This window comes from Herbidospora sp. RD11066 (genome assembly GCF_054661255.1).
Genome location: NZ_BAAGDO010000004.1, coordinates 34,688 through 60,978 on the forward strand (window position 1 = coordinate 34,688; position 26,291 = coordinate 60,978).

22 protein-coding genes are annotated in these 26,291 nt (G+C 70.6%); 14 read left to right on the top strand and 8 right to left on the bottom strand.

Features of this window, described 5'->3' with window-relative positions:
* Nucleotides 1-40: 40 nt before the first annotated feature.
* From ACYQ78_RS17025 to ACYQ78_RS17045, 5 genes are read left to right on the top strand one after another with little or no spacing between them, the layout of a single operon-like run.
* Nucleotides 41-1,603 (top strand): ABC transporter ATP-binding protein, encoded by a 1,563-nt coding sequence (locus ACYQ78_RS17025; RefSeq protein WP_459801822.1) that lies wholly within the window; start codon nucleotides 41-43, stop codon nucleotides 1,601-1,603.
* Nucleotides 1,600-2,736 carry an ABC transporter permease gene (locus ACYQ78_RS17030; protein ID WP_459801823.1) on the top strand — a complete coding sequence of 379 codons (1,137 nt, stop codon included), beginning with the start codon at nucleotides 1,600-1,602 and terminating at the stop codon, nucleotides 2,734-2,736. The genes ACYQ78_RS17025 and ACYQ78_RS17030 overlap by 4 nt, the downstream gene beginning before the upstream one ends.
* Complete coding sequence (locus tag ACYQ78_RS17035) at nucleotides 2,733-4,001, top strand: ABC transporter permease (protein ID WP_459801824.1); 1,269 nt, start codon at nucleotides 2,733-2,735, stop codon at nucleotides 3,999-4,001. Before ACYQ78_RS17030 ends, ACYQ78_RS17035 begins: the two co-directional genes overlap by 4 nt.
* Nucleotides 3,998-4,393: a cytidine deaminase gene (locus ACYQ78_RS17040; protein ID WP_459801825.1), complete on the top strand. Its 396-nt coding sequence runs from the start codon at nucleotides 3,998-4,000 to the stop codon at nucleotides 4,391-4,393. The genes ACYQ78_RS17035 and ACYQ78_RS17040 overlap by 4 nt, the downstream gene beginning before the upstream one ends.
* A complete protein-coding gene (locus tag ACYQ78_RS17045; RefSeq protein WP_459801826.1) occupies nucleotides 4,394-5,677 on the top strand; it encodes a thymidine phosphorylase in 1,284 nt (427 codons plus the stop codon). It begins immediately after the preceding gene.
* 78 nt (nucleotides 5,678-5,755) lie between these two features.
* Here the strand turns inward: ACYQ78_RS17045 and ACYQ78_RS17050 are convergent, their stop codons facing one another.
* Together ACYQ78_RS17050 and ACYQ78_RS17055 are read right to left on the bottom strand one after the other, a co-directional pair.
* Nucleotides 5,756-7,477 carry an MFS transporter gene (locus tag ACYQ78_RS17050; protein WP_459801827.1) on the bottom strand — a complete coding sequence of 574 codons (1,722 nt, stop codon included), beginning with the start codon at nucleotides 7,475-7,477 and terminating at the stop codon, nucleotides 5,756-5,758.
* On the bottom strand, nucleotides 7,474-8,130 hold the full coding sequence (locus tag ACYQ78_RS17055; RefSeq protein WP_459801828.1) for a chorismate pyruvate-lyase family protein: 657 nt from the start codon (nucleotides 8,128-8,130) through the stop codon (nucleotides 7,474-7,476). The genes ACYQ78_RS17050 and ACYQ78_RS17055 overlap by 4 nt, the downstream gene beginning before the upstream one ends.
* Nucleotides 8,131-8,564: 434 nt before the next feature.
* Between ACYQ78_RS17055 and ACYQ78_RS17060 the strand changes: the two genes are divergently transcribed.
* The 3 genes from ACYQ78_RS17060 to ACYQ78_RS17070 are packed head-to-tail and all read left to right on the top strand — an operon-like array spanning nucleotide 8,565 to nucleotide 11,427.
* On the top strand, nucleotides 8,565-9,965 hold the full coding sequence (locus tag ACYQ78_RS17060) for an ATP-grasp domain-containing protein (RefSeq protein WP_459801829.1): 1,401 nt from the start codon (nucleotides 8,565-8,567) through the stop codon (nucleotides 9,963-9,965).
* Entirely contained in the window at nucleotides 9,962-11,185 is a 1,224-nt protein-coding gene (locus tag ACYQ78_RS17065) for a GNAT family N-acetyltransferase (RefSeq protein ID WP_459801830.1), read from the top strand. Before ACYQ78_RS17060 ends, ACYQ78_RS17065 begins: the two co-directional genes overlap by 4 nt.
* A gap of 8 nt (nucleotides 11,186-11,193) precedes the next feature.
* Nucleotides 11,194-11,427 (top strand): hypothetical protein, encoded by a 234-nt coding sequence (locus tag ACYQ78_RS17070; RefSeq protein ID WP_459801831.1) that lies wholly within the window; start codon nucleotides 11,194-11,196, stop codon nucleotides 11,425-11,427.
* Here the strand turns inward: ACYQ78_RS17070 and ACYQ78_RS17075 are convergent.
* Complete coding sequence (locus ACYQ78_RS17075) at nucleotides 11,333-14,548, bottom strand: transposase (protein WP_459801832.1); 3,216 nt, start codon at nucleotides 14,546-14,548, stop codon at nucleotides 11,333-11,335. The genes ACYQ78_RS17070 and ACYQ78_RS17075 overlap by 95 nt on opposite strands.
* 543 nt (nucleotides 14,549-15,091) lie before the next feature.
* On the opposite strand from ACYQ78_RS17075, the gene ACYQ78_RS17080 reads away from it, so the two are divergent.
* Complete coding sequence (locus tag ACYQ78_RS17080; protein WP_459801833.1) at nucleotides 15,092-16,276, top strand: hypothetical protein; 1,185 nt, start codon at nucleotides 15,092-15,094, stop codon at nucleotides 16,274-16,276.
* Here ACYQ78_RS17080 and ACYQ78_RS17085 read toward each other — a convergent pair.
* A complete protein-coding gene (locus ACYQ78_RS17085; protein ID WP_459801834.1) occupies nucleotides 16,203-17,087 on the bottom strand; it encodes a hypothetical protein in 885 nt (294 codons plus the stop codon). The two genes, ACYQ78_RS17080 and ACYQ78_RS17085, sit on opposite strands and share 74 nt — an antisense overlap.
* A 515-nt stretch (nucleotides 17,088-17,602) precedes the next feature.
* Nucleotides 17,603-18,007: a MarR family winged helix-turn-helix transcriptional regulator gene (locus ACYQ78_RS17090; RefSeq protein WP_459801835.1), complete on the bottom strand. Its 405-nt coding sequence runs from the start codon at nucleotides 18,005-18,007 to the stop codon at nucleotides 17,603-17,605.
* 107 nt (nucleotides 18,008-18,114) lie between these two features.
* Between ACYQ78_RS17090 and ACYQ78_RS17095 the strand changes: the two genes are divergently transcribed.
* Genes ACYQ78_RS17095 through ACYQ78_RS17105 form a run of 3 tightly spaced genes read left to right on the top strand, consistent with a single transcriptional unit; the run spans nucleotide 18,115 to nucleotide 21,228 of the window.
* Entirely contained in the window at nucleotides 18,115-19,527 is a 1,413-nt protein-coding gene (locus tag ACYQ78_RS17095; RefSeq protein ID WP_459801836.1) for an MFS transporter, read from the top strand.
* A gap of 37 nt (nucleotides 19,528-19,564) precedes the next feature.
* A complete protein-coding gene (locus tag ACYQ78_RS17100) occupies nucleotides 19,565-20,632 on the top strand; it encodes an adenosine deaminase (protein ID WP_459801837.1) in 1,068 nt (355 codons plus the stop codon).
* The gene (locus tag ACYQ78_RS17105) at nucleotides 20,629-21,228 is read left to right on the top strand and encodes a PH domain-containing protein (RefSeq protein WP_459801838.1); all 600 of its coding nucleotides are present in this window, start codon (nucleotides 20,629-20,631) and stop codon (nucleotides 21,226-21,228) included. Before ACYQ78_RS17100 ends, ACYQ78_RS17105 begins: the two co-directional genes overlap by 4 nt.
* Here the strand turns inward: ACYQ78_RS17105 and ACYQ78_RS17110 are convergent.
* From ACYQ78_RS17110 to ACYQ78_RS17120, 3 genes are read right to left on the bottom strand one after another with little or no spacing between them, the layout of a single operon-like run.
* Nucleotides 21,225-22,859 (bottom strand): phospho-sugar mutase, encoded by a 1,635-nt coding sequence (locus tag ACYQ78_RS17110; protein WP_459801839.1) that lies wholly within the window; start codon nucleotides 22,857-22,859, stop codon nucleotides 21,225-21,227. The two genes, ACYQ78_RS17105 and ACYQ78_RS17110, sit on opposite strands and share 4 nt — an antisense overlap.
* Nucleotides 22,860-22,872: 13 nt before the next feature.
* Nucleotides 22,873-23,673 carry a purine-nucleoside phosphorylase gene (locus ACYQ78_RS17115; protein ID WP_459801840.1) on the bottom strand — a complete coding sequence of 267 codons (801 nt, stop codon included), beginning with the start codon at nucleotides 23,671-23,673 and terminating at the stop codon, nucleotides 22,873-22,875.
* A gap of 17 nt (nucleotides 23,674-23,690) precedes the next feature.
* Nucleotides 23,691-24,143: a gamma-glutamylcyclotransferase gene (locus ACYQ78_RS17120; protein ID WP_459801841.1), complete on the bottom strand. Its 453-nt coding sequence runs from the start codon at nucleotides 24,141-24,143 to the stop codon at nucleotides 23,691-23,693.
* 97 nt (nucleotides 24,144-24,240) lie between these two features.
* Here ACYQ78_RS17120 and ACYQ78_RS17125 point away from each other — a divergent pair, with 97 nt between their 5' ends.
* The gene (locus tag ACYQ78_RS17125) at nucleotides 24,241-25,632 is read left to right on the top strand and encodes an NAD(P)H-quinone dehydrogenase (RefSeq protein ID WP_459801842.1); all 1,392 of its coding nucleotides are present in this window, start codon (nucleotides 24,241-24,243) and stop codon (nucleotides 25,630-25,632) included.
* Between the two features lie 217 nt (nucleotides 25,633-25,849).
* Nucleotides 25,850-26,278, top strand: coding sequence for a VOC family protein (locus ACYQ78_RS17130; protein WP_459801843.1), 429 nt, complete (start codon nucleotides 25,850-25,852; stop codon nucleotides 26,276-26,278).
* Nucleotides 26,279-26,291 lie beyond the last annotated feature (13 nt).

Genomic DNA, 26,291 nt, shown 5'->3' on the forward strand with positions numbered 1-26,291 from the left:
CGACGTGAGTCGAGAGGCCCGGTGATCCCCACCGGGCCTCTTGGCACGCTTACCGCAGGAGGCCAGCATCAGCACCGAGACCACCGTCTCCGAGGTCGCCGTCCAGCTCGAGGGGATCACCAAGAGGTTCCCGGGAGTCGTCGCCAACCGCGACATCCACCTGACGGTCCAGAAGGGGCACATCCACGCCATCGTGGGGGAGAACGGCGCCGGCAAGTCGACCCTCATGAAGATCCTCTACGGCATGCAGCGCCCCGACGAGGGCGAGATCCGCGTCAACGGTTCCCCGGTGACCTTCCACACCCCGGGCGACGCGATCTCCGCCGGAATCGGCATGGTGCACCAGCACTTCATGCTGGCCGACAACCTGACGGTGCTGGAGAACGTGATCCTCGGCAGCGAGCCGAGGAAGGGCGGCCTGGCCCTCGACTTCGCCACCGCCCGTACCAAGATCAAAGAGATCTCCGACGCGTACGGCCTGGGCATCGACCCCGACGCCCTCGTCGAGGACATCGGCGTCGGCGCCCGCCAGCGGGTGGAGATCCTCAAGGTCCTCTACCGGGGCGCCCGCATCCTGATCCTCGACGAGCCGACCGCCGTGCTCGTGCCCCACGAGGTCGACGAGCTCTTCGAGAACCTCCACGGCCTGGTCCGTGAGGGCATCACCATCATCTTCATCTCCCACCACCTCGACGAGGTGCTGAAGGTCGCCGACGCGATCACGGTCATCCGGCGCGGCACCACCGTGGCCGAGGTCTCCCCGGAAGGCGTGACCGCCCGCCAGCTCGCCGAGCTCATGGTCGGCAGCGAACTGCCCAGCCCGGAGACCCGCGAGTCGACCGTCACCGACGTCGTCGCCCTGCACGTCGACGGCCTGACGATCGGCGCCGACGGCGAGCGCAAGGTGCTCGACGGGGTGACCCTGACCATCCACAAGGGCGAGGTCCTGGGCATCGCCGGCGTCGAGGGCAACGGCCAGGCCGAACTGGTCGAGGCGATCATGGGCATCCGGGCCTCCACCGGCACGATCACCCTGGCCGGCGAGGAGATCACCTCGTGGTCGACGCTGCGCCGGCGGGACGCCGGGATCGGCTACATCCCCGAAGACCGGCACCGCCACGGCCTGCTCCTGGAGGCCCCTCTCTGGGAGAACCGGATCCTCGGTCACCAGAAGGAGAAGGTCAACGTCCGGGGCTGGTGGATCAACCGCAAGGGCGCCCGCGCCGACACCGAGCGCATCGTCCGCGACTACGACGTGCGCACCCCAGGCATCGACGTCCTGGCCTCCGCCCTGTCGGGCGGCAACCAGCAGAAGCTCATCGTGGGCCGGGAGATGAGCGGTGAGCCGAAGCTGCTCATCGCCGCCCACCCGACCCGGGGCGTCGACGTCGGCGCGCAGGCCGCCATCTGGGACCACCTGCGGACCGCCCGCGCCGCCGGGCTCGCGGTGCTGCTCATCTCCGCCGACCTCGACGAGCTGATCGGCCTGTCCGACTGGCTCAAGGTCATCCACCGAGGGGAGATCGTCGCCGAGTTCGACCCCGCGACCGTCACCCCCGAACAGCTCGGCTCCGCGATGACCGGCGCCGGGGAGGAAGCATGAGCTCGTCATTCACCGACCGGCTGCTCGGACGGGTGAAGCTGACCGGCTGGGTGTCGCTGGCCGCGCCCATCCTGGCGATCCTGTTCGCCGCGGCCGTCACCGCGATCGTGCTGGTCATCACCGGTAACCCGGTGCTCGACACCCTCGTCACGCTGGTCGACTACGGCTCGCAGCCGCGCTCGCTCGTGCTGATCGTCAACAACGCGACGACCTACTACCTGTCGGCGATCGCGGTGGCCGTCGGGTTCCGGATGAACCTGTTCAACATCGGCGTCGACGGGCAGTACCGGCTCGCGGGGCTGGTCGCGGCGGCGGTCGGCGGGGCGGTCACGCTGCCCGCGCCGTTCCAGCCGATCCTGATCATCCTGGTCGCCATGCTGGTCGGCGCCGGGTGGGCGGGCATCGCGGGCCTCCTCAAGGCGACGCGGGGTGTCAGCGAGGTCATCTCGACCATCATGCTGAACACGATCGCCACCGGCATCGGCGCCTACCTGCTGCTGGAGCACTGGGGTGTGCAGCTCAGCGCCAACGACATCGGCACCAGGCCGATCCCGCCGTCCGGCCAGGTGTCCGGCCTCGCGCTGATCCCCGGCACCCAGACGAAGGTGTTCGGCCTGATCTTCCTGGCGCTCGCCGTCGGCATCGGCTTCCACGTGCTGCTCAACAAGACCCGCTTCGGGTTCGACCTGCGCGCCACCGGCCGTTCCGAGCAGGCCGCCGTGGCCAGCGGGGTCAACGTCAAACGCATGGTGGTGTACGCCATGCTGATCTCGGGCGCCACCGCCGGCCTGATCGGCATGCCCCAGTTGCTCGGTGAGTCGCACACCTACAACCTGAACTTCCAGGCGGGTCTCGGCTTCACCGGCATCGCCATCGCGCTGCTGGGCCGCAACAACCCGATCGGCATCGCCTTCGGCGCGCTGCTCTGGGGCTTCCTGGACGTCTCGTCCAACATCCTCGACCTCCACAAGATCTCACCGGAGATCGTCACGATCATGCAGGGCGTCATCGTGCTGTCGGTGGTCATCGCGTACGAACTCGCGCACCGCTACAGCGTCGTCGCCGAGCAGAAGCGGGTGAGCCGGGAACTGGCCGGCGCCGCGTCCACCCAGAAGGAAGGAGCGGCGGCGTGACCACCACCATGAAGGCCCCCGCCCCCGCCCCCGCGCCCACGGCGCGGAAGTTCCGGCTGACCTGGCAGATCCTGCTCCTGGGCCTGCTCGCGCTGCTGTTCCTGCTCTCGGTCGCCCGGGTGCTCACCGGCGCCAACGACATCACCTCCGGCGGCGCGATCAGCGCGGCCCTGGTGGCGGCCGTCCCGATCGGCCTGGCGGGCCTCGGCGGCCTGTGGTCGGAGCGGGCCGGTGTGGTCAACATCGGTCTCGAGGGCATCATGATCCTCGGCACCTGGTTCGGTGCCTGGGGCGCCCTGATCACCGGCAACCCCTGGGTGGGCGTGCTGGCGGGCGCGATCGGAGGGGTGCTCGGCGGGCTGCTGCACGCCGTCGCGACCGTCACCTTCGGCGTCGACCACGTGGTGTCGGGCGTGGCGCTCAACATCCTCGGCCTGGGCATCACGAAGTATCTGTCGACGCTGGTCTTCGCCGACATGGCGGGCGGCGGCGACACGCAGTCTCCGCGCATCCCGGTGATGGAGCCGGTCAGCCTGCCCTGGATCGGCGGCCCGCTGGAGGACCTGGAGGCCAGGCACTGGTTCTTCGTCTCCGACCTGGCGGGCGTGCTGCGCGGCCTCACCCAGGACGTGTCGCTGTTCACCATCCTGGGCGTGCTGCTCGTGCCGCTGTCGTTCTGGCTGCTCTGGCGCACCGCCTTCGGCCTGCGGCTGCGCTCGGTCGGCGAGAGCCCGGTCGCGGCCGAGTCGCTGGGCGTCAACGTCTACTTCTACAAGTACGTCGCGGTCCTGGCCTCCGGCGCCTTCGCCGGTGTCGGTGGGGCGTTCCTGGCGATCATCTCGGCGGGCACCTACCGTGAGGGGCAGACCGGTGGACGCGGCTTCATCGGCCTGGCGACGGTCATCTTCGGCAACTGGCGCCCCGGCGGCCTGGCGGCCGGCGCGGGCCTGTTCGGCTACACCGACGCGCTCCAGCTCCGGCAGGGCGGCACCTCCGTGCACGCGCTGCTGCTGGTCGTGGCGTTGCTGCTGGTCGCCGTGGCGATCTGGCAGTTCGTGAAGCAGCAGCGGCAGCGGGCGGCGCTCCTGACGGGAATCGCGGCCATCGCGATCCTCGTGGTGTTCGCGCTGACCGACACGATCCCCGAGCAGTTCACGTCGTTCACGCCGCACCTGACGACGCTGCTGGTGCTGTCGCTGGCCTCGCAGAGGCTGCGGATGCCGGCCGCTGACGGATTGCCCTATCGGAGGGGACAGGCGAAATGACAACTGTTGACTGGGACGCCCTGCGCAAGGCGGCGGGGGAGGCGATGCGGAACGCGTACGCGCCGTACAGCCACTTCCCCGTGGGCGCCGCCGCGCTGGTGGACGACGGCAGGATCGTGACCGGCTGCAACGTGGAGAACGCGTCGTACGGCATCGGCCTGTGCGCCGAGTGCGGCCTGGTGTCGGCCCTGCACGCCACCGGCGGCGGGCGGCTCGTGGCCTTCACCTGCGTCGACGGCCACGAGGAACTGCTGATGCCGTGTGGCCGGTGCCGCCAGCTGCTGTTCGAGCACGGCGGCCCGGAACTGCTCGTGGAAACTCCTGAGGGGCCGTGGCCGATGGCGAAGTTCCTGCCGTTCGCCTTCGGGCCCGACGATCTTTCGGGGAAGTAGATGGCTTTCGACGCGATCGACATCATCGTCACCAAGCGTGACAAGGGCGAGCTTTCGGTCGACCAGATCGACTGGGTGATCGACGCCTATACGTCCGGATCCATCGCCGACGAGCAGATGTCGTCGCTGGCGATGGCGATCCTGCTGAACGGCATGAACCGCCGCGAGATCGCCGACTGGACCGCCGCGATGATCCGGTCGGGCGAACGCATGGACTGGTCGATGCTCGACCGCCCGACCGCCGACAAGCACTCGACCGGCGGCGTGGGCGACAAGATCACCCTGCCGCTCGCCCCTCTGGTGGCGGCCTGCGGGGCCTACGTCCCGCAGTTGTCGGGCCGCGGCCTCGGACACACGGGCGGCACGCTCGACAAGCTGGAGTCGATCCCGGGCTGGAAGGCCTCGCTCTCCAACGACGAGATGCTCGCCGTCATCCGCTCGGCGGGCGCGGTCGTCTGCGCGGCCGGCACGGGCCTCGCACCCGCCGACAAGAAGCTGTACGCCCTGCGCGACGTGACCGGAACCGTCGAGTCGATCCCGCTGATCGCCTCCTCGATCATGTCCAAGAAGATCGCCGAAGGCACCGGCTCACTGGTATTGGACGTGAAGGTCGGCTCCGGCGCCTTCATGAAGACCGTCGCCGACGCCCGCGAGCTGGCCCGCACGATGGTCGAACTGGGCACCGACGCGGGCGTCCGCACCGTGGCCCTGCTGACCGCCATGGACCGCCCGCTCGGCCTGAAGATCGGCAACGCCCTCGAAGTCGAGGAGTCGATCGAGGTCCTGTCCGGCGGCGGCCCCTCCGACGTGGTCGACCTCACCCTGACCCTGGCCAGGGAGATGCTCGAAGCCGCGGGCGTCTCCGGCAAGGACCCGGCGGAGGCCCTGAAGGACGGCTCCGCCATGGACGCCTGGCGCCGCATGATCACCGCCCAGGGCGGCGACCCCGACGCCCTGCTCCCGCGCGCCGCCGAGACGATGCAGATCACCGCCCCGTCCTCCGGCATCCTGACCAGGCTCGACGCGCTGGGCGTCGGCGTGGCCGCCTGGCGGCTGGGCGCCGGCCGGGCGCGCAAGGAGGACCCGGTGTCGTTCGGCGCCGGGATCGTCCTGCACGCGAAGCCGGGCGACATCGTCAGAGCGGGCCAGCCGCTGATGACCCTGCACGCCGACGAGACGAGCCGCTTCGAGCGAGCGCTCGACTCCCTCGACGGCGCCTACGAGGTCACCGAGAACACCGACCCGGGTCTGCTCCCCCTGGTCGTGGAGCGCATCACCGCCTGAGCACAGAAAAAAGCCCGCCCGGTGTCCCGAGCAGCGGGTCACCGGGCGGGCTGGCTTCACGGGGTCATCGGAGCGGGGTCATCGGGGCGGGGGCTTCTGCTCCAGCAGGACGTCGGCGATGAGGTTGATGCGGTTGGTCGTCTCCTTGAGCCTGCGCAGCATCTCGGCGGCCACCGGGTCGCCGGTCTGCTCCGGCACCGGGGCCGACAGCGGGACGGCCCGGCGCGGCAGCGGGATCGACGGGTGGGTGACGGGGCCCTGGGGGGCCGCGTGGCGCTGGGGCGGGGGAGCGGGCGGGGTGGCGGGTTTCGTGGTGGGTTTCATGGCGGGTTTCATGGCGCCGAAGAACAGGCCCAGGCAGCCGGCGAAGACCGCGACCGCCAGGGAGCCCAGGACGACGCTCGTGTAGCCGGGCATCGGCGCCTCGACCATCGGGCGTTCGAGCAGGACGACCGTCAGGGCGACGCCGATCGTGCCGCCGACCTGGCGGACGGACATCGTCGCGCCGACCGCCGTGGCGTAGCGTTCCGGGCCGGCGGTCAGGGCGGCGGCGGCCGAGGAGCCCGCGTTGAGCAGGCCGAAGCCGAAGCCCAGCGCGGCGTTCAACGGGAGCCAGGCGCCCAGGATGTCGAGGTCCTGGCCGGTGCCGATGACCAGGTGCAGCAGGCCGATGCAGCTGGCGGAGATGATGACCGCGCCGCCGTAGATGACGGTGCGGGGGCCGCGGCGTTTGATCAGGGTTCCGGCGATGATGCTGCCGAACAGGACGCCGGCCGCGTTGGGGGCGATGGCGGCGCCGATCAGTTCCGGCGACTGGAGCCACACGTCGCCGAGGAACAGCGGCATGATCACCAGCAGGGGGAGCGAGACCAGGCCGTACAGGGCGGAAAGAGCCCCGGCCAGGGCGAAGCGGCCGTTGCGCCACAGGGCGAGGTCGACGGCGGGGGCCTTGTGGTGGGCCGAGCGGGCCATCGTCGCCAGCAGCATGAGCGTGCCGCCGGACACCGCGGCGATGATCGACGGATCCCAGCCGCGGCGGGGGAACTGGACGATCGCCCAGGTGAGCATCGCGAGGGCGGCGCCCAGCAGGAGGCAGCCGACGATGTCGGGCACCGCGCCCCGGATGTGCGGAGGCCGGGGCAGCGTCATCGCAAGCGTCAGCAGGAGCAGGGTGATGAACGCGCTGGGCACGAACAGCACCCGCCAGCCGAGGTCCATGTTCTGACTGAACCAGCCGCCGAGGGCGTACATGGCCGTGCCGGCGACGCCTGTCGCGGCGCTCCAGATGCCGATGGCGGCGGCCCTCCGGGTGGCGGGCACCGTCGCCAGCAGCATCGCGAGCGAGGCGGGGACCATGAGCGCGGCGCCGATCCCCTGGGCGGCGCGGGCGACGAGCAGCAGGCTCCACAGGGGGGTGACGACCGTGCAGAACGCCGCGAAGGAGAACAGGGACAGCCCGATGGTGAGCAGCCGCCGCGGGCCGAACACGTCGGCGAGCCGTCCCCCGACGGGCAGCAGCGCCGCGTACGGGAGGGCGAAGGCGGTGAGCAGCCACTGGGTGTCGATGGGAGAGGAGGGGCCGAAGGCGCTCTCGGCGAGCTGGGGCACTCCGAGGGTGGCGCCGAGGGTGTCGGCCATCGTGATGCCCATGATCCCGGCGCACACGATGACGGGCAGGTAGCTGGTCCGGCGCTTGTGCGAGGTGACCGGTGGCCGGGTGCGTCCCTGGTGGCGGCGCGGGAGGTCGGTGAGCAGCGGCGGCAGGCCGTCGTCACCGCGCCGCTGCGTGAGAACGCTCATTCGGCCGGCTTGCGCGCGGGTGCGGGGGGCTGGGGGAGGGTGACCCGGGGGTCGCTGATGTACGTGTGCATCTCGGGTCCTTGGCGGGAGTGCGCCGGCCGGGCCGAACGCGCTTTTGTGGGCCACGGCCGGGGATCCTCCTCCAAGAGGGGGAGGTCCCTGATGGGCGTCACGATCGCGGGGTGGAACTGCTCTTCGACGTGGAGGAATGGCCTGCCTCCCGCGAAGACGAGATAGGAGCGGTAGACGCTGGGACGGCCGACGCCTCCCCATTCGCTCATCCGGCAGCCGGTCTCGGTGATCACGCGGCGCTGCTCCACTGCGCCCTGCAGCACGCGGCCGAGAGGGGTGCCCCCGCTGTCGACGATGCTGCGGGCGACCAGGTGACTCGACGTCATGATCACCGTATTGACCGAGATGGCCCTGCCGTCCGGGCGGACGAGTTGCGATTTCCTGACGACCAACGGTTCGTCGGCCTCACCGGGCACCAGAGCCTTGACCGCCGCGCGGTGCCGTACTTGCGAGGACGGCAGCCCCCGCTGGTCGAGCACACGGACGCGCAGAGGGGTGCCGAGTAAAGCCGAAAGTAATTGCGTGGTCGATCCGTCGTTGGCGAGGACCATTCGGGTCACGGCATCTGCCGGGATGCTCATATGACCCTCCCTTCGCGTTCTGACAAAGAGTCTGACACAAGTTGAGATCTTAATTACTTTCTGCATTTCTGCAAGAGGGTTCACTTTCGGCCATAGTGGATTGGTCTCGTTCCTGCACGAAGTCGGTGCTGGTGGGGGTATCGGTCCTGCTGTAAGAGTTCTTGTCAAATTCCTTTACAGAAATGCGAGTGACACAAGATACGTGAGTCCTGATTGTCCGGTTATGTAGTGGTATGTCTACTCCAAGGTCCACGGCAGATATGCATTTCCCCTTCCGTCACATTTCGCCTTGACATCGGACTGTAAATACTTCCAACATCATTCGCAGCAAGCCTGCGCGAACCCTCCTCCGTAAAGGCGGAAGTCAAGTGAACGTGCAATACCTCTTCGTTCTGAATGGTGAAAGGGCCGGCGTCCCCCTCCCCCGGGTGGCCATGACCCGGCGCCATCTGGTCGTGAACCGCCGGATCCCCGAGCGCCGGGTTCCCTGGCCCCACCGGGTCGCCGTACGGCCCTCCGTTCCGCATCGGGGGACCGTGGCGCTGGTGGGCGCCGGCGGTCCGGCGGACGCCGGTTCGCTGCTCGCCCAGCTCCGTGAGGGCGGTTTCGACGTGGTGCTCGTCGACGCCGGCGACGCGCCCGCGGGCCGGGTGGGGCACACCGACCTGCTGCGCGTGCCGTCCATGACGACGGGCGCGGTCGTCGCGGCGATCGAGGGTTTCTCCCGCCGGGTCGACGGTGTCATCTGCTGGGAGCCGCGCTACCAGGAGGTCGCGGCGGCGGCGGCCGTCCGGCTGGGGCTGCCCTCGTTCGGGGAGACGGCCGCCATCGGCAGCGCCGACCCGCTCAGCACCCAGGTCCTGCTGGCGGCGGCGGGCATGCGCACGCCCCGGTCGATCCTCGCCGTCTCGCCCGAGGAGGCGAACCGGGCCGCCCAGCTCATCGGCTGCCCGGTCCTGTTCGTCGCCCGCACGCCCGGGGGCAACCTGTCCCGGCGCCGGGTGAACGACCTGGCCGGCATCCCGGCCGGGTTCGCCGGAGCCCAGGCGTCGACCGGCGACATCGGGGCCGTCCTGGTCGAGGAGGTGCCCGTGGGTTCACCGGTCACAGTGGAGTGCTGGGTGCGTTCTGGCGCGCCGATCGCGGTGGCGGTGATCCGCCACTTCGGCGACTACGACATCGTCGACGCCGCCGACCCCCTGTTCGACGACGACGCCGTGGCCTCGGTGATCGCGGCCGCGGTGGCGGCCGTGGGGGTGCTCGACGGGCACTGCGGCGTCGACCTGCTGCTCGCCGACGACGGCCGCGCCGTCGTGACGGGCCTGCGGGCCGGACCGCCCGAGGGGCTGCTGAGCCACGTCGTCGAGCTGGTCACCGGCGTGAACCTGCCGGCCTCGGCGGCGGCGATCAGCTGCGGCCGCGAACCCGAGCAGACCCGGCACCACCAGCGCCGCTCCGCGCTCGTGACGCCCGTCGACATCCGCGCCCCCCGCCTCGACGACCTCGACCAGGACCTGGCCTACGCGGGCTGGATCGAGCGCTACGAGCCCGGCGGCCGGGCCGTCGTCACCGGGCGCAGCCCCCGCGAGTGCGCCCTGCGCGCCGCCCAGCTCCGGGAGGCCCATCTGCGCGCCGAGCACCTGTACATCCCGGCCGAGTGGCCGTTCCTGCCCCCGTCGGTCCAGCGCGTCCAGGAAGTCGAGCACGTCGTGGAGCCGGAGGACGTGCCCCAGGCCATCGAGAGCCCGGCGGCCCAGCCGGAACTCGAAGCCGCGCCCCCACCACGACCCGAACGGCCGGTCATGCCGCCGAGTATGGCGAAGGCCGTCCAGTGAGGGCGACGGCCGTCTCCTTCTACGAGGAGACGCGGCGGCCGGTCATGCGGCCGGGCGCCGACGAGGTCCGGCTGAGCATGGCCCCCCTCCGCTCGGCTCCGGCGCGGTGGGACGAGCTCGTTCCCCGTACGGCGGCGGGGCTCTTCAACAGCCGCGCCTGGCACCAGACGCACGCCGACCCGGACGCGGCCGCCTGGCACGGGGTCGTGCTCGGCTGGGTGGGCGGCGCGGGACGGCCGTCGCTGCGCACCGTGGTCCCCGTGAGCAACTACGACCGGGCGCCCGCCCGCGCCATGCTCGACCCCTCCCGCCTGTTCGGCTCGATGCTGCGGGGCGGACGCCTGCGCACCCCCGAGGCGTGGGGGCGGGTCACGCTGATCGGCGCCAGCGCCGGATACCGCACCGTCCCGGTCTGCCACCCCGACGACGAGCACCTGTGGGCGCGGGCCGTGGAGTACGCGATCCCCGACGACGGCACGGCCGCGATCCTCTACCTCGACGGCGCCACGGCGGGCCGGCTGACCCGCTACTTCCCGCGCGCGCCCCTCATCCTGACCCACGCGCGGACCACTCTGCGGATGCAGGGCTCCACCTTCGACGAGCACCTGGCGGCGCTGCCGCGCTCGCGGCGGACGCTGGCCCAGCGCGAGGAGCGGGTGTTCGGCGACGGCGCCCGCGCGATCAAGGTGGTGCCGCTCACCGCGGCCCTGCTGCCCGACCTGGCCCGCCTGCACCCGACGCCCAAGGAGGCGACCTCGGCCGAGCGGGAGCTGCGCCGCTACCTCGCCTCGCCGCTCGCCGGGTCGGCGCACGTGATCCTCTGCACTCACAACGGCGTCCCGATCGGCTACCGGCTGGTCTTCCAGCACGGCGACGGCCTGGTCGCCCACCGCATCACGATGGACCCCCGGCGCACCGGCCACTTCGCCGAGCAGCCGGTCCTCCAGTCGCACGCGCCGGTCCGGATGTGCCTGTCGCGGCACCTCCAGGAGGTCGACTTCGGGGTCGGCGGCTTCACCGAGAAGCTGCGGCGCGGCGCCCGGCTGGTGCCGCTGTGGTCGATGCTGCTGCGCACCCCGCTCGGCTGGACCGCCCGGCACACCCGCGAGGTCAACCGCAGGCGCGCGGGCGAGCTGTTCGACGCCTACGCGCCGGACATGGACGTCGACGACCTGGCCCTGCTCAGGCTCATCTCACAGACCGGCATGTTCGCCGCCTAGGGAGAGACATGACGCACTCCATCTTCGGCTCGTTCGAGGACGAACCCGCCGGCCGTCCCTTCGTCGACGCCGACTCCATCACGACCCTGGTCCACTCCTTCCGGATGACGGCCAGCGACGACGACGTCCGCGAGCTGTTCGACCAGCTCAACTACCATCTGGTCGCGGTGGAGAGGCTGCTGACGTCCTGGTATGCGCGGAAGCACCCGGAGCGTCCGCTGCCGCGCCGACCAGCGTCGTGATCGTGCGGGAGTCGGTGCCCGCGCAGACGGCCAGCACGGCCGGGTCGCCGACTCCACCCGCCCAGGCGGCCAGCACGGCCGTGTCCCGGGCCACCGTGGCCAGCGCCTCGGCGTGGGCCGCCTCCGCGACGTCGCGGAGGGTGCGCGCCACCTCGTCCAGCAGCGGACGGCAGGCCCGCGCCAGGCCCGCCGTCCGCCTGTCCAGTTCGGCCCGGCTCGCCGCCAGGGCCGCCAGGGCCGTCTCGCGGGTGGGGGCGGGCCGCAGCCCGCGTACCCGCGCCTGGGTGAGGTCACCGGCCGCCGCGAGCAGCCCGACGACGTTGACCCCGGCGGCCAGCGCCGCGCGCACCTCGTCGTCGCGGGCGGTCCGCGCCTCGGCCAGCAGCAGCGCCGCGCGCGACACCCGCGCCAGCACCGCCGTTCCGGGGTGCTGAGCCGGCCGCTCCATCAGCTCGGCGCCGAGCCCCTCCAGGATCCGGGCCAGCGTGTACGGGCTGATCCGCGCCACCTCGCACATCGTCGTCACCGTGCGGTGTCCCTCGCGCCAGGCGCGGCGGACGGCGTCCCCGTGCTCCTCCCGCCTGGCCCTTACGGCGGCCGCCGCGGCGGTGATCCGAGCCAGGAACGCGGCCTCCTGGGCCCGCGCCTTCACCCGCACCTCCCGCCGCAGGGCCCGCACCCGCGTCTCCGGCAGCCCACTGACCCGCATGAGGGTGGCGAGCGAGGTGACCCCGGTCCGGACGCACGCGCGCAGCAGCTCCACGTGCTCCCGGTCGAGCGGCTCGGAGACGAACGGGATCTCGCTCTCCGGCAGCCCGGTCCACGCGGCGACCAGAGCGGTGTCCCCGGCCCCGGCGGTCCGCAGGGCGGTCAAGGCGGCCCGTGAGGCCCTCCCGGCCCTCTCACCGGCCGTACGGGCCACCGTGAGCTCGGCCGCGGCGGCGCGCACGGCGTCCAGCAGCGGGCCCGACCGCTCCCCGTGGATGGCCAGGCGGCGCGAGCGGCGGGCGTGGGTGCGGCACTGGTCGCCCATGACGGCCCGGTTGGCGCACCCGGCGGGCCACACGCACAGGTAGGGCACGCCGTGCGCGACGACCAGGACGGGCCGCAGGGCCAGGGCGGCGGCCAGTTCCTTGGACTTCCACCCGGCCTCGTCGGTGACGACCAGGCAGAGGGGGGCCTTCACCTCGTCCAGGAGGAGTTCGGCGAAGGAGATCAGCGTGGCCGCGCGGACCCGGCCGCGATAGCGCGCCTGCGGGTACCAGGCGAACCGGGTCTCCCCGTCGCGGTCGAGGGCGACCAGGAGGCTGAGGTCGCCGCCCAGCCGCGCCTCGGCGACGAACCGGACGGCCGCGCCCTCCCCGGCGTGCGCCAGGTAGCGCGGCAGCGTCGCCTCCTCCCAGGGGCCGGGCTCGACCACCGGGGTCTCCTCGGGCCACAGCCCGCCCTCGCGGAGCACGGCGACGGCCCGCGCCGCGTCGACGGGCCGCCCGTACGCCCGGGTGAGCAGGGCGGTGAGCGTCCGCATGGTCAGCAGGGCGGGCGGGCCCGCCAGGACGAGCTCGCGCAGCCGCTCGCCCGCCGACACCGGTTGCCGCCGGGCGCGCTCGCGGGCGGCGGCGATTCGCACCTGGCGGTCGGCCGTCCCCACGGGGCCGCGCGGCGGGTGCTCCATCTCCAACGAGGGGGTCTCGTCGTGGCCGAGCTCGTGCCGCCGGGGGTGGTGGCGGCGGCACAGCGCCTGGACGGGGTCGCCCTCCACGGTCCGCCAGACCCGTTCGCCGCAGCCGTCGGGCCAGGTGCAGTAGAAGGCGTCGCCCACGGTCGTCGCGGTGGCGTCGAGTTCGCGGGAGTGCCAGCCGGAGTCGTCGGTGACGAGCAGGCACAGCGGGTCGGGGAGGTCGCGGCGCAGCCGCCCGGTGAAGTCGGCCAGCGTCGCGGCGCGCATGCGGCCCTGGTAGCGGGCCTCCTCGTACCAGGCGAAGCGCCGTTCGCGCCCGGGAGCCACGGCCACCAGCAGCGTGCGCCCACCCGGCAGCGGCACCTCCTGGACGAACCGGACGTCGGCCCCCACCCCCGCCTCCGCCTGGAACAGCGGCAGCACGTCGTGGCACCAGCGGCCTACGGAGGGTGACCCCGGCGGCACCACGGGCGGTAGCGGTCCCTCAGGCCACAGGTTCTGCGCGTAGAGCAGGACCTCGGCCTCGCCGGTACTGACCGGATGCCCGAAAACCCGGCCGAGTTTCCGGGCCAGCGCGTCCATCGTCCACAGTCCCCGCGACGGCTCGCCCAGGACGATCGGCAGCAGATCGGGCGCCGTCGCGGTGGGCCGGACCGGGGCCGGCCGCAGCGCCCAGGCGTCGCCGCCCTCGCGCACCCAGACGGTCATCGGCAGCCCCGCCACGCCGCGCGCGCACTCGTCGAGGTCGAAGACGTCGTGGTGGGCCGTGATGAGGCAGGTGTGACGGCCGGTCTCGGCCGTGAGCCCGGCGGCGAAGTCGAGGAACGTCGCCGCGCTCGCCGGCCCCGAGTAGGCGCGGAACAACAGCGGGCCGCCGGGAATCAGCGCGTAGGCCAGGTGAAAGCCGAAAGTCGCGGCGGGGTGCGCCGAACGGGGCAGGGGGGCGCCGATGTCCACCAGCCCCCCGCGCATCAGGAGCGCGTCGTGTTCCCGGGCTTTCTCTTTTATGTACGCGTAACGCTGTTTCCACAATCGGGCGGAGCCGTCCGGCCATGTGACGAGAGAGTGACGCGGCCATAAACCGAGTGAACGCAGCAGGCGGCCGATGCTGGTGAGCGTCAAAGAGACGCCGTGGTCACGGGTGACGAGCTCGTTTACGAGTTCCCGCGTCCACAACCGTCCTGTCAAGCCCGACTCCGACGGGTCGGCCAGCAGCGCGGTCGCCAGGTCGTGCAGGCCGTCGGGGGAGAGCGCGGACGGGCGTCCCTGGAGCGGGCTGGCCAGCAGCTTCTCCGGCGCCGAACGGGCCTGGCGCAGCCACTCGTACACCGACGACCGGGAGACGCCCATGTTCCTGCTCACCTGGGCGACCCGCTCACCGGCCTCCACCCGGGTCACGGCTGCGGTGCGTAGCGACGCGAGGAAGGCGCGTCCGTCCACATCCCGCATTCGATGCGGTCGACTTGTCAAATTCTCGTCAATGACCGTGTAATGATCCACGTGCGACCAAATAACACGAATTCCGCACTAATGCAAACATTCATCCCGTCAAACGTGTCAGGAAACCTGACACAAATAGCCCCCATCCGGGGGAGCCGCCCTGACCAGTGCCCCGGAGGGTGGGTATCTGACAGCCGGAACCATAATTTCGGTCCAGGCAAGACGGGTATGGCCCGAGAAAGCCACACTGATTAGTCCTGTGAACACGTTTGCTGGTGGTCAAGTTGCTCTGTCACGTCTATGCTCCGTTTGACGCACTTGATCTAGGCGTCGATATACGCACCGTGTTAGGCGAGGAGCACAGTGCCCGAGAAGATCGCTCAACGCGTTCGAGCCGCTCGCCTGCAGAGAGGGTTGTTGCCATTCCAAGTGACGTCCGAACTGGACGCCGACTCGATCGAACGGATTGAAAGCGGAGACCTCGAACCCACCGCGGCCATGATCAGAATCATCGCGCGAGGACTCCACTGCTCCCCTCTGTGGTTGACCGACGGACTCGACCCCCACACGATCGCCGGCCTGAGAGCCGAGGCCGCCAAGGCGGGCACCGCCCTGGCGGCCGGTCTGTTCTCCGAGGCGAGGGACCGCTACGCCGCGCTGCTCCGGCAGCCGTCGCTCGGCATGGTCCCCAACCTCTGGCGGCAGGCCGAGCTCGGCCAGGCCCAGGCGGGTGAACGCGAGGGCGACCTGTCCCAGGTGATCAGCCGCGTCACCCGGCTGCTCGACTCCCACCTCGACGAGCCCTCCGAGGCGCTGGCCCGGTCGAGCGGCCACTGGACGCAGTTCGTCGACTACCGCGTCCGGCTGGCGACGCTGCTGTGCCGCTGTCTGCTCGAGTCGGGTGACATTTCGGCCAGCGTGACCGTGGGAGAGCGGGCGCTCGACCGTGAGATCGCCGCGGCCGGATGGACTTCCAGCGTGATCGAACTCGGTTGCGCCCTCGTCGCGACGTACAGCGAGCAGTTCGACCTCGGTTCCCACCCGGAAGAGGCCGGACATGGTTCGCATCTGCGATTGCATCTGCTGCTGAGCGAGTTGACGAGTGCCGCGATAGAGCTCGGAGAGCCCCGCGGACGAATTTCGGTCGCCTGGCAGAACGGAATCGCCGCGGCGAGGTCGGGATTGTCGACCACCGCTCGGGGTCTTTTCGAGCAGGCCCTATCTCTCTACGCCGAGGGCTTCCACGATCCCCACGGTCTGGCGTGCCTGAAGGCGGCCATGGCCGGCGAGCTCGTACGGGCCGAACCGGGGGCGGTGGAGGAGTTCTTCCCGCTGCTTCTGCGGGCCCAGGCCGAACTGGTGGAGGCGGGGGCCGGAGTCGTCGACAGGGGCTTCTGCGCCCTCGCGCTGGCCCGTGCCGACATCGTCAGAGGCGAGTTCCACCACGCGATCGACCGGGCCAACGAGGTCGTCAAAGCGGTCGGTGAGACCGCCGCGCTGCTGCTCGTGCACGCCTCGGAGGTCATCGCCGAGGCACACCTTCGGCTCGGCGAGACCTGGGAGGCCGAACAGGCCCTCGTGGTCGCCGCCGAGCACTGGGAGGCGATGACCTCCCGGGAACGCGCCTCGGCGATGTGGATGCGGGTCGCCGACCTCAGATTCCGTGGTGACGACGTGGAAGGCGGTCGCGCGGCCCTGGACCGGGCGCTCGCCGTAATGGCGGTCTGAGCCCGCGCAGCAGGTCGCCAGGCTCCCGTCCCAGATGCCGCAGCACGCAGCACAGGTGCGGGTAGACGACGTCGGCGCGCGGGTAGCGGTCGGTGGGAGCGGCGCGTTCGTGCGCCTCGAAGGCGGCTACCAGCGCCTCCGGGTAGTCGGCCAGGTAGACACCGGAGATGCGCGGCGCGAACGCCGACAGCTCGCGGTCGAGCTGCCAGTAGTACGACACCAGATCGGTGAGCGGCTCACAGGCCTTGACCAGGTCGTCGTGGTTGTCGAAGCGGGGCACCGGATGGTCGTGGTCGCAGAAGGGCACGTCGTCCTCCGGGGCCGTCTCGGGCCGTCCGGGGTCGAGCGGTACGTCGGGGAACTCGATCTCGTTCTCTCCGCCGATCTCCAGGAGGATCCGGCGGGCCGTGGCCAGCGGCGGGTAGCCGAGGGTCAGGCCGCGCAGGGCCCTCGGCAGCTCGGCGAACGCGTCCATGCCCGCGAAGGTGTGGTTTGCGGGGGATTCCTTGCGGTGCGACAGCAGCGCCCAGGCGGCCGTCTCAGCGGCCTCCGGCGGCAGGACGTCTCGATAGCTGGCGACGAGCGCGTCCAGTTCGAACAGCTCGCCGTACGTCTCCTCACGGCCCGCGGTGATGTGCAGCGCGTTGCCGTCGACCCTTTCGCGGTGGTACTCCAGGCCCACTCTGCGGGCGCGGGTGCACCAGGCCTGTGCCTCGTCGAGCGGGAGGGTGAACCGGCCGAACGGCTTGCGCCCGGTGAGGAGGGCGCCGGCGATCCAGCGTTCACTCCAGCCGGTTCCGTCGTAAGGCACGGGATTGGCGGGATCTCTGAGTAGTCCCTGCGAAAGGATCTCGTTCCAGGGGCTGACTAGAGAACTTCTGAATCCGTTCATGACGGGCCCGGTGAAATCCCAGATCCGGTATCCGTGCCAGACGGCCAGTAACCGTGTCCAGGAGCCGAACTCGCTTTCCGTCCGCTGTCCCTCGTAAAGGCCGTGTAATGGGTTGCCGAAGTCGTCCTGGAAGGGTCCGGGCTGGCACCGTCCAACGGGGCTCACCGGCGTTCGATCATCAATTAGGGGCATCCAGCCGCGCACGGGGCCGGGCCTCCTTTCCGCCATAGGGATTGTCAGGCTCCCCACCGGCACCTTCAGAAGCGCGCCGAAACCGAAAAGAATTTTGCCCGATCAACGATCGGTCGCGCAATGCACCAAATTAACCATGGTGGGCAATTTGAGCTGCACGTGCATCTTCGCGTGCCTTCGAAAACTACTTTCCCTTTTGTACGGTCCGAATTCACCGTCTCTTCGGGACCGTTGGGACGGGATCAGCCAGCGGTGGCGGCTGACGCCGGTTCGAGGTGCGCCCGCAGCACCCGCCGCTGCGTCGGCAGGGCCTCAGAATGACGTACGCGCCCGGCGTCGGTGAGGTTCACGAACACGCCGCGCCGGTCGTCGGAGCACATCGACCGCAGCACGAACCCCGACTTCTCCAGGCGGGCGATCAGCCGCGACAGGGCGCTCTGGCTCAGGTTCACCCCGGCCGCCAGCTCCTGGACGCGGAACTTCCCGTCGGGGCTCAGGCAGACACCCTCGACCAGCCGGTCGAGCACTTCGAACTCGCTCACGCCGAGGTCGTGGTGCTCCTGCAGCTCGCGCTCCAGGTCGGACACGATCGCGGCGTGCCTGGCGGAGAGCTCACGCCAGGTCGAGACGACATCGGTGTCGGTCATCGTTCCACTCCTGAATTCCTTCGCCGCACCATAGCACCGGTCCGGTGTATGTGCAAACGCATTATTTGCTTGTGCATTGAATGCATGTGCATGTAACGTCCGTGACCATGATGTCTACTCGTGAGGGCCGCTGGGGGGCCTCCCTTTGGGGCGTCCTCATCGTGCTCTGCACCGTCGTCTTCCTCGACGGTCTCGACGTTTCGATGGTCGGCGTGGCGCTGCCGTCCATCCAGGCCGAACTCGGCATGTCGACCTCGGCGCTCCAGTGGGTGGTCAGCGGGTACGTCCTCGGTTACGGCGGCCTGCTGCTCCTCGGCGGTCGGACCGCCGATCTGCTGGGGCGGCGCCGGGTCCTGCTCGTGGCCCTGGGCGTCTTCGCCTTCGCGTCCCTGCTCGGCGGCATCGTCGACAGTGGCGCCCTGCTGATCGCGGCCCGGTTCGTGAAGGGCATGTCGGCCGCCTTCACCGCGCCCGCCGCACTGTCGATCATCACCACGACCTTCGCCGAGGGGCCCGAGCGCAACCGGGCCCTGAGCATCTTCACCGCCTGCGCGGCCAGCGGCTTCTCCCTCGGGCTGATCCTGTCGGGGCTGCTGACCGAACTCGGCTGGCGCTGGACCTTCCTCATGCCCGTGCCGGTCGCCCTGGTGGCGCTCGTGGTGGGGGCGCGGCTGCTGCCCCGCTCCGAGGAGAGGGCGCAGGGAGGCTACGACGTCCTCGGCGCGCTCACCATCACGGCCGGGATGCTGCTGCTGGTGTTCACGGTGGTCGAGGCGCCCGAGGTGGCCGTGGCGCGGACCGTCGCGACGGGGGTCGCAGCGGTGGCGCTGCTCGCGCTGTTCGTCTGGTGGGAGCTGCGGGCCAGGCACCCGCTGGTGCGGCTCGGCATCCTGCGCGCGGCGCCGCTGCGGCGGGCCAACTTCGGGCTGGCGATCCTGTTCGGCTCCTACGTCGCGTTCCAGTTCGTGGCGATGCAGTACTTCCAGAACATGCTCGGATGGTCGGCCCTGGCCACCTCGCTGGCGTTCCTGCCCGCCGGACTGCTGGTCGCGCTGTTCTCCACCAAGATCGGCTCGCTGGCCGACAGGTACGGCACGCAGAAGATCATCCTTGCGGGTTCGGGCTCGCTGGTCCTCGCCTACCTGGTCTTCCTGAACCTCGATCTCGACCCGTCGCTGTGGCTGGTCATCCCCGGCATGCTGCTGCTCGGCGGGGCCTTCGCACTCTCCTTCCCCTCGCTCAACATCCAGGGCACCAACGGGGTCGCCGACGCGGAACAGGGGCTCGCGTCGGGCCTCGTCAACACCTCGGGACAGGTGGGCGGCGCGATCGTCCTCGCCATCGTCACGGCCACGCTGACCTCGGGCGTCGGGGGCGGTGACCCGCTCGGGCCGACACGGGCCGCGATCGTCATCTCGGCCGTGTTCGCACTGATCGGGCTGGGCATCGCGATCATGGGCGTGGTGGCGGAGAGGAGGCGGCGTACCCGCGTGACCGAACCGGTTCTGGAGACCGTGTAACAGATCATATTTGCGCAGGTGACGCTAGTATGCCGCAATGAGCCTGCCCACATTTGAGCAGATCCGCCAGGCCCCCAAGGTGCTTCTTCACGATCACCTCGACGGGGGCCTGCGCACGGAAACGATCATCGAGCTGGCCCGCGAGACCGGCTACGACAGACTGCCCTCCACCGACCCGGCCGAGCTGGCCGCCTGGTTCCGCGAGTCGGCCGACTCGGGGTCGCTGGAGCGCTACCTGGAGACCTTCGCCCACACCGTGGGCGTCATGCAGACCCGCGAGGCCCTGATCAGGGTGGCCGCGGAGTGCGCGGAGGATCTCGCGAACGACGGAGTGGTGTACGCCGAGGTCCGCTACGCCCCCGAGCAGCACACCGAGCGCGGGCTGAGCCTCGACGAGATCGTCCAGGCGGTCAACGAGGGGTTCCGCATCGGGTCCGAGGGGCGCGGCATCCGGGTCGGGGCGCTGCTCACGGCGATGCGGCACCAGGCCAGGTCGATGGAGATCGCCGAGCTGGCCGTGCGCTACCGCGACGTCGGGGTCGTCGGGTTCGACATCGCCGGGGCCGAGGCGGGCTACCCGCCCACGCGGCACATCGACGCCTTCGAGTACCTCCAGCGGGAGAACGCCCACTTCACCATCCACGCCGGTGAGGGGTTCGGGCTGCCGTCGATCTGGCAGGCCATCCAGTGGTGCGGCGCCGACCGGCTCGGCCACGGCGTGCGGATCATCGACGACATCGCCGACGACGGGGCCAAGCTGGGCCGGCTCGCCGCCTACGTCCGCGACAAGCGGATCCCGCTGGAGATGTGCCCGACGTCCAACATCCAGACCGGGGCGGCCGACTCGATCGCCGACCACCCGATCGGGCTGCTGCGCCGCCTCCAGTTCCGGGTCACCGTCAACACCGATAACCGGCTGATGAGCGGCACCTCGGTGACCAAGGAGTTCGCCCAGCTCGTCGAGGCCTTCGGCTACGGCTGGGACGACCTCCAGTGGTTCACGGTCAACGCCATGAAGTCGGCGTTCATCCCGTTCGACGACCGGCTGGCGCTGATCAACGGGGTGATCAAGCCGGGGTTCGCTCAGTTGAAATGGCGCTCATGACCTTCCGCTCGAAGACGGCCTGGTTCTTCGGCTGGGCGTGGGTGGTGTTCGTCGTGCTCAACACGGTCGACCTGATCGTGCGCGGCACCCTGCCGTCGGCGCTGGTCGTGGGGGCCTTCCTCGGTCTAGTGACGTGGATGACCTACTTCCTGGCGCTGCGCCCGGCGACGATCACCGAGGCGGGCGGGGTCCGGGTGCGCAACCCGTTCCGCACCGCCTACGTGCCGTGGGCGGCCATCGACGACGTCACCGTCAGCAGCGCGATCACGATCACCGCGGGTGAACTGACCGTCCGCTGCTGGACGCCCATGCCGACCGCCCGCGAGCGGGCCAAGAGCCTGCGCCAGGCCGACCGCCAGGAGAAGCGCGGCCGCTACCCGACCTCACAGCCGACCCTGTCGAAGGGCGAACAGGCCGCCCGCGAGGCGATGGCCGGCCGCACCCACGCCGACTGGGTCGCCGACCAGATCAGAGAACAGGCCACGACACGGAAGCGAGAGTCCTCCGGCGAACCGGCCGTGACATGGGCGATCGACTCCATCGTCGCGACGGTGGCGATGATCGTCTTGGCCATCGCGGCCATCGTCGTGCTCTAAAGGTTCAGGGCACTCCGTAGGTCGGCCTTCAGGGACTCGATCTGCTGCGCGGCGACCGCTCTCGTCTCGGTGATCTCCGTTACCGGGAGCACCAGTTCCAGGTAGCACTTGAGCTTCGGCTCGGTGCCGCTCGGCCGGATGACCACCCGGCCGCCGCCGGACAGCCGGTAGCGCAGGCCGTCGGTCGGGGGCAGGTCGGGGGAGCCCGCCGCCAGGTCGTCGATCGACTCGACCGCCCGGCCGCCGAGCTCGACCGGCGGGTTCGCGCGGAGCCGGGCCATCGCACCGGTGATCTGGGACAGGTCGTCGACGCGGAAGGAGAGCTGGCTGGTGGCGTGCAGGCCGTACCGGACCGCCTGGTCGTCGAGCAGGTCGGTCAGGCTGAGGCCGCGCTGCTTCGCCTCGGCGGCGATGCCGGCGACGGTCAGCGCCGCGCCGATCCCATCTTTGTCGTGGACGGGCAGGCCCTCGTCCGACCCCACGCTGTACCCCAGCGCCTCCTCGTAGCCGAAGACGAGACCGGGACCGGCTTTCATGATCCATTTGAAGCCGGTCAGGGTCTCGCGGTGCCGTACACCATAAGCCTCGGCGATCCGCCCGAGCAGCGACGACGACACGATCGTGGTGGCCACCAGCCGGTCGGGCGCGCTGGTCGAGCGCAGCACGTGTTCGGCCAGCAGCCCGCCGACCTCGTCACCCGTGAGCATCCGGAACGTGCCATCGGCCTGCCGGGCGCCCACGGCGCAGCGGTCGGCGTCGGGGTCGTTGGCGATCACCAGGTCGGCGCTGACGGCCGACGCGGAGGCCAGCTCCAGCGCCAGGTCCATCGCCCCCGGCTCCTCGGGGTTCGGGAAGGCCACGGTCGGGAACTCGGGGTCGGGCCGCGACTGGGCCCCGACGCTCATCGGCGAGGTGAACCCGGCCTGCATGAACGCCTGCCCCAGCGTGGTTCCGCCGACGCCGTGCAGAGGGGTGTACGCCACCCGCAACTCCCGCGCCGCGCCCAGCGGCAGCGCGGTCACCGCCTCGATGTAGGGCGTGAGGATGTCGCGGGCCGACAGGATCGTCCACTCTTCACCGAGGGGCAGTTCGTCGACCCGCCCGGCGGCGTCGATCGCGGCGGAGATCTCCGCGTCGACCGGCGGGATGATCTGCGCGCCGTCGCCCCAGTAGACCTTGTAGCCGTTGTCGCGCGGCGGATTGTGCGAGGCCGTCACCATCACCCCGGCGTCGGCCTTCAGGTGGCGGACCGCGAAGGCCAGCACCGGGGTCGGGTAGAGCCCGCCCATCAGGGAGACCGTCAGGCCCGCACCGGTCAGGACGGCGGCGGTGTCCCGCGCGAACACGTCGGAGTTGTGCCGCGCGTCGTATCCGACGACCACGTGACGGCCCGGACCCAGCACAGTGGCCAGCCCGGCCGCCGCGCGCATCACGGTCACCCGGTTCATCCGGTTGGGGCCCGCGCCCAGTTCGCCGCGCAGGCCGGCCGTGCCGAACTCCAGTTTCGCGCCGAAACGGTCGGTCAGCCCGTCGTGGTCGCCCGCTTCCAGCAGGGACTCCAGTTCCGCCCGGGTCACCGGGTCGGGGTCCTGGCCGAGCCATTCCCGTGCGAGTGTCGTCAGATCGTTCATCGCCGTCCCCGATTTAGAGCTTGCCGACGACCTGGCTCAGCAGGCCGCCCATCCGCTGCGCGGTGGCCCGGCCGACCTCAAGGACCTCCTCGTGGTTCAGCGGTTCACCGACGAGCCCGGCGCCCGGATTGGTGACCAGCGAGAGCGCCAGCACCTCGGCGCCGGCCTGCCGGGCCGCGATGGCCTCCAGCACAGTCGACATGCCGATCAGATCCCCACCAAGGGTGCGGAGCATGCGAATCTCGGCCGGAGTCTCATAAGTCGGACCCCGGAACGCGACGTACACACCCTCGGCCAGCGTGGAGTCGGCCTCTCTGGCCAGCGTACGCAGCCGCTTCGAGTAGACCTCGGTCAGGTCGAGGAAGGTCGCGCCGGTCAGCGGATTGGCGCCGGTCATGTTGATGTGGTCGCTGATCAGCACCGGATCGCCCACGTTCTGGGTCTCCGGCCGCAGCCCTCCGGCGGCGTTGGTCAGCACTACCACCCGGGCCCCGGCCGCGCAGGCGGTGCGGACCCCGTGGACGACCGGGTCGACGCCGAGCCCCTCGTAGAGGTGGGTGCGCCCCAGGAAGATCAGGACGTGCTGCCCGTTCGGGGCCTTGACGGCTCGGATCCGCCCCGCGTGGCCTTCGACGGCCGGAGGCGTGAAACCGGGCAGATCGGTCGAAGGGAACTCGGCCAGGGGCTCGCCGATGGCATCGGCGGCCGGCACCCAGCCGGACCCCATCACGAGCGCGACGTCGAACGCGTCGACACCCGTCTTCGCGCGCAGCGCGGACGCCGCGTCGGCGGCCAGGGAAAAAGCGTTACTCACGCTCCTGAGCGTACAGATCAGTCACCGAGGGACTTACAGGGACGGGCACGCAGTTCGTGGACGTAGTCGTCGGGCGCCCCGGCCTTCTCGGCGGCGTCGGCGATGATGCCGAGATAACGCGCCGAGGGAAGCCCGCCCTCATAGGAGTCGACCACGTAGAACCAGGCCAGGACGTCGCCGTCGAGCGTGGCCACCCGCAGCCGGATCTTCTTGTAGAGCCCCAGGTCGAGACCGGTCCAGCGGTCGAGCGACGGTTCGTCCCACTCGGGGACGTCGTAGAGGACGATGAAGACCTGCGCGCCCTCGTCTTCGACCACGGTGGCCAGCGGACCCTCCCAGCCGACCTCCTCGCCGCCGAAGGTGAGCCGCCAGCCGGTCAGCCAGCCGGTTCCCCTCATCGGCGAGTGGGGCGCCCGCTCAGCCATCTGCTTCGGATCCATGTTGCTGCCATAGGCGGCGTATACAGGCACCGCATCAGCGTAAACCAAGATCGCCCGCAGGGGCGGTCGTGGCGGTTCCACGTAGTCGTGCCGTTACCACCTCGCCGGGTACGGAAGAATGGGACATGTGACAAGGATCGCGATCATCGGCGGCGGCCCCGGCGGATACGAGGCGGCCCTGGTCGCCGCTCAACTGGGGGCCCGGGTCACCGTGGTCGAGGAAGAGGGCCCGGGTGGCGCCTGTGTGCTCACCGACTGCGTCCCGTCCAAGACCATGATCGCGACCTCGGTCCGCAAACAGGCCCTGGTCGACGGCACCTCGCTCGGCGTCCACTTCACCGGCGGCCCCGACGGCGACGTCGGCGGCGCCGTGGCCGACATGCCGATCGTGAACCAGCGTGTGAAAGAGCTGGCCCGCGCCCAGTCGGCCGACATCGCGGCCCGCCTCGCGGCCGAGAACGTCGAGGTCGTCCGGGCCCGTGGCCGCCTGGTCGAGCCCGGCACGGTCCGGGCGGGCGACCGCACCATCCGCGCCGACGTCGTGATCGTCGCCACCGGCGCCACCCCGCGCGTGCTCCCGGGCGCCGAGCCCGACGGCGAGCGCATCCTCACCTGGCGCCAGATGTACGACATCGACGAGCTCCCTGAGAAGCTGATCGTCGTCGGCTCGGGCGTCACCGGCGCCGAGTTCGCCGGCGCCTACATGTCGCTGGGCTCCGAGGTCACCCTGGTCTCCTCGCGCGACCGCATGATGCCCAACGAAGACGCCGACGCCGCCGAGGTCCTCGAAGAGGTCTACCGCCGTCGCGGCATGAACGTCATGGGCCGCTCGCGCGCCTCCTCCGTCAAGCGCACCGCCGACGGCGTCGTGGTCACCCTCGAAGACGGCCGCACCGCCGAGGGCACCCACTGCCTGATGACCGTCGGCATGGTGCCGAACACCTCCGGCATCGGCCTGGAGGACAACGGCGTCCGCCTCGACCGCAACGGCTTCATCGAGGTCGACAAGGTCTCCCGCACCTCCGCCCCCGGCGTCTACGCCGCCGGAGACTGCACCGGCGTCCTCATGCTCGCCTCGGTCGCCGCCATGCAGGGCCGCATCGCCGTCTGGCACGCTTTGGGCGAGGCCGTCCAGCCCATCCGCCTGGCGACGGTCGCCTCCAACATCTTCACCGACCCCGAGATCGCGGCCGTCGGGGTGACCCAGAAGCAGGTCGAGAACAAGGAAGTCGACGCCAAGGTGGTGAAACTGCCCCTGGCCACCAACGCCCGCGCCAAGATGCAGGGCTTCCACGACGGCTTCATCAAGATGTTCTGCCGCCCCAACACGGGCATCATCCTGGGCGCCGTGGTCGTCGCCCCCCGCGCCTCCGAGCTGATCCTGGCGCTGTCGGTGGCGGTCCAGCACCGCCTGACGGTCGACCAGCTCGCCCACACGTTCGCGGTCTACCCGTCGCTGTCGGGCTCGATCACCGAGGCCGCGCGCCGGCTGATGTCCCCGCTCACTGCGGACATCTAGTTTCTTTTACGGCTCCCGCCGGACACATCGGCCAAACGACCTCTCCCGGCCGCTTCCACAGACCGCGAGGTGGACCTGCGCCGCGCCATGATCGGGCGGCTTCCGCCGCCCGAAATTTCAGCAAATAACGACCTGCTGGGGTGCGAGCGGCTCAGAGTCATCCGGGCGGGTCAGCCGTCTTCGCCGGTTTGTCGGTCCCACTGCCTAGGTTGAGGGCATGACGATTCAGCGGATGGACCATGTCAGCATCGTCGTCGGCGACCTCGCGGCCGGTGTCGACTTCTTCACCAGGCTCGGCATGGAGGTCGAGGGCTCCGCGCCCATCGAGGGGCCCTCGGTCGACGCCCTCAACGGCATCGACGGCCTCCGGGCCGAGATCACGCTGATGCGGACCCCCGACGGCCTGGGCAAGGTCGAGCTGACCAAGTTCCACGCCCCGGCGGCCGTCAGCCTGGGAGACCAGTCGGCCCCCAACGCGCTGGGCATGCGCAGCCTCATGTTCCAGGTCGACGACCTCGACGAGACCCTCGCCAAGCTGGGCGTCGGCCTGGTGGGCGAGGTCGTCCAATATGAGAACGCCTACCGGCTCGCCTACGTCCGCGGCCCCGAGGGCGTCATCGTGGCTCTGGCCCAGCCGTTGAGCTGACCGGGGCAGGCAA

Bases quoted from the DNA above. Each gene is read 5' to 3' on its own strand.
- ACYQ78_RS17100 (WP_459801837.1), top strand. From the start codon at position 19,565: ATGAGCCTGCCCACATTTGAGCAGATCCGCCAGGCCCCCAAGGTGCTT.
- ACYQ78_RS17045 (WP_459801826.1), top strand. From the start codon at position 4,394: ATGGCTTTCGACGCGATCGACATCATCGTCACCAAGCGTGACAAGGGC.
- ACYQ78_RS17040 (WP_459801825.1), top strand. From the start codon at position 3,998: ATGACAACTGTTGACTGGGACGCCCTGCGCAAGGCGGCGGGGGAGGCG.
- ACYQ78_RS17130 (WP_459801843.1), top strand. From the start codon at position 25,850: ATGACGATTCAGCGGATGGACCATGTCAGCATCGTCGTCGGCGACCTC.
- ACYQ78_RS17070 (WP_459801831.1), top strand. From the start codon at position 11,194: ATGACGCACTCCATCTTCGGCTCGTTCGAGGACGAACCCGCCGGCCGT.
- ACYQ78_RS17105 (WP_459801838.1), top strand. From the start codon at position 20,629: ATGACCTTCCGCTCGAAGACGGCCTGGTTCTTCGGCTGGGCGTGGGTG.
- ACYQ78_RS17110 (WP_459801839.1), bottom strand. From the start codon at position 22,859: ATGAACGATCTGACGACACTCGCACGGGAATGGCTCGGCCAGGACCCC.
- ACYQ78_RS17095 (WP_459801836.1), top strand. From the start codon at position 18,115: ATGATGTCTACTCGTGAGGGCCGCTGGGGGGCCTCCCTTTGGGGCGTC.
- ACYQ78_RS17055 (WP_459801828.1), bottom strand. From the start codon at position 8,130: ATGAGCATCCCGGCAGATGCCGTGACCCGAATGGTCCTCGCCAACGAC.
- ACYQ78_RS17060 (WP_459801829.1), top strand. From the start codon at position 8,565: ATGACCCGGCGCCATCTGGTCGTGAACCGCCGGATCCCCGAGCGCCGG.
- ACYQ78_RS17030 (WP_459801823.1), top strand. From the start codon at position 1,600: ATGAGCTCGTCATTCACCGACCGGCTGCTCGGACGGGTGAAGCTGACC.
- ACYQ78_RS17090 (WP_459801835.1), bottom strand. From the start codon at position 18,007: ATGACCGACACCGATGTCGTCTCGACCTGGCGTGAGCTCTCCGCCAGG.
- ACYQ78_RS17050 (WP_459801827.1), bottom strand. From the start codon at position 7,477: ATGAGCGTTCTCACGCAGCGGCGCGGTGACGACGGCCTGCCGCCGCTG.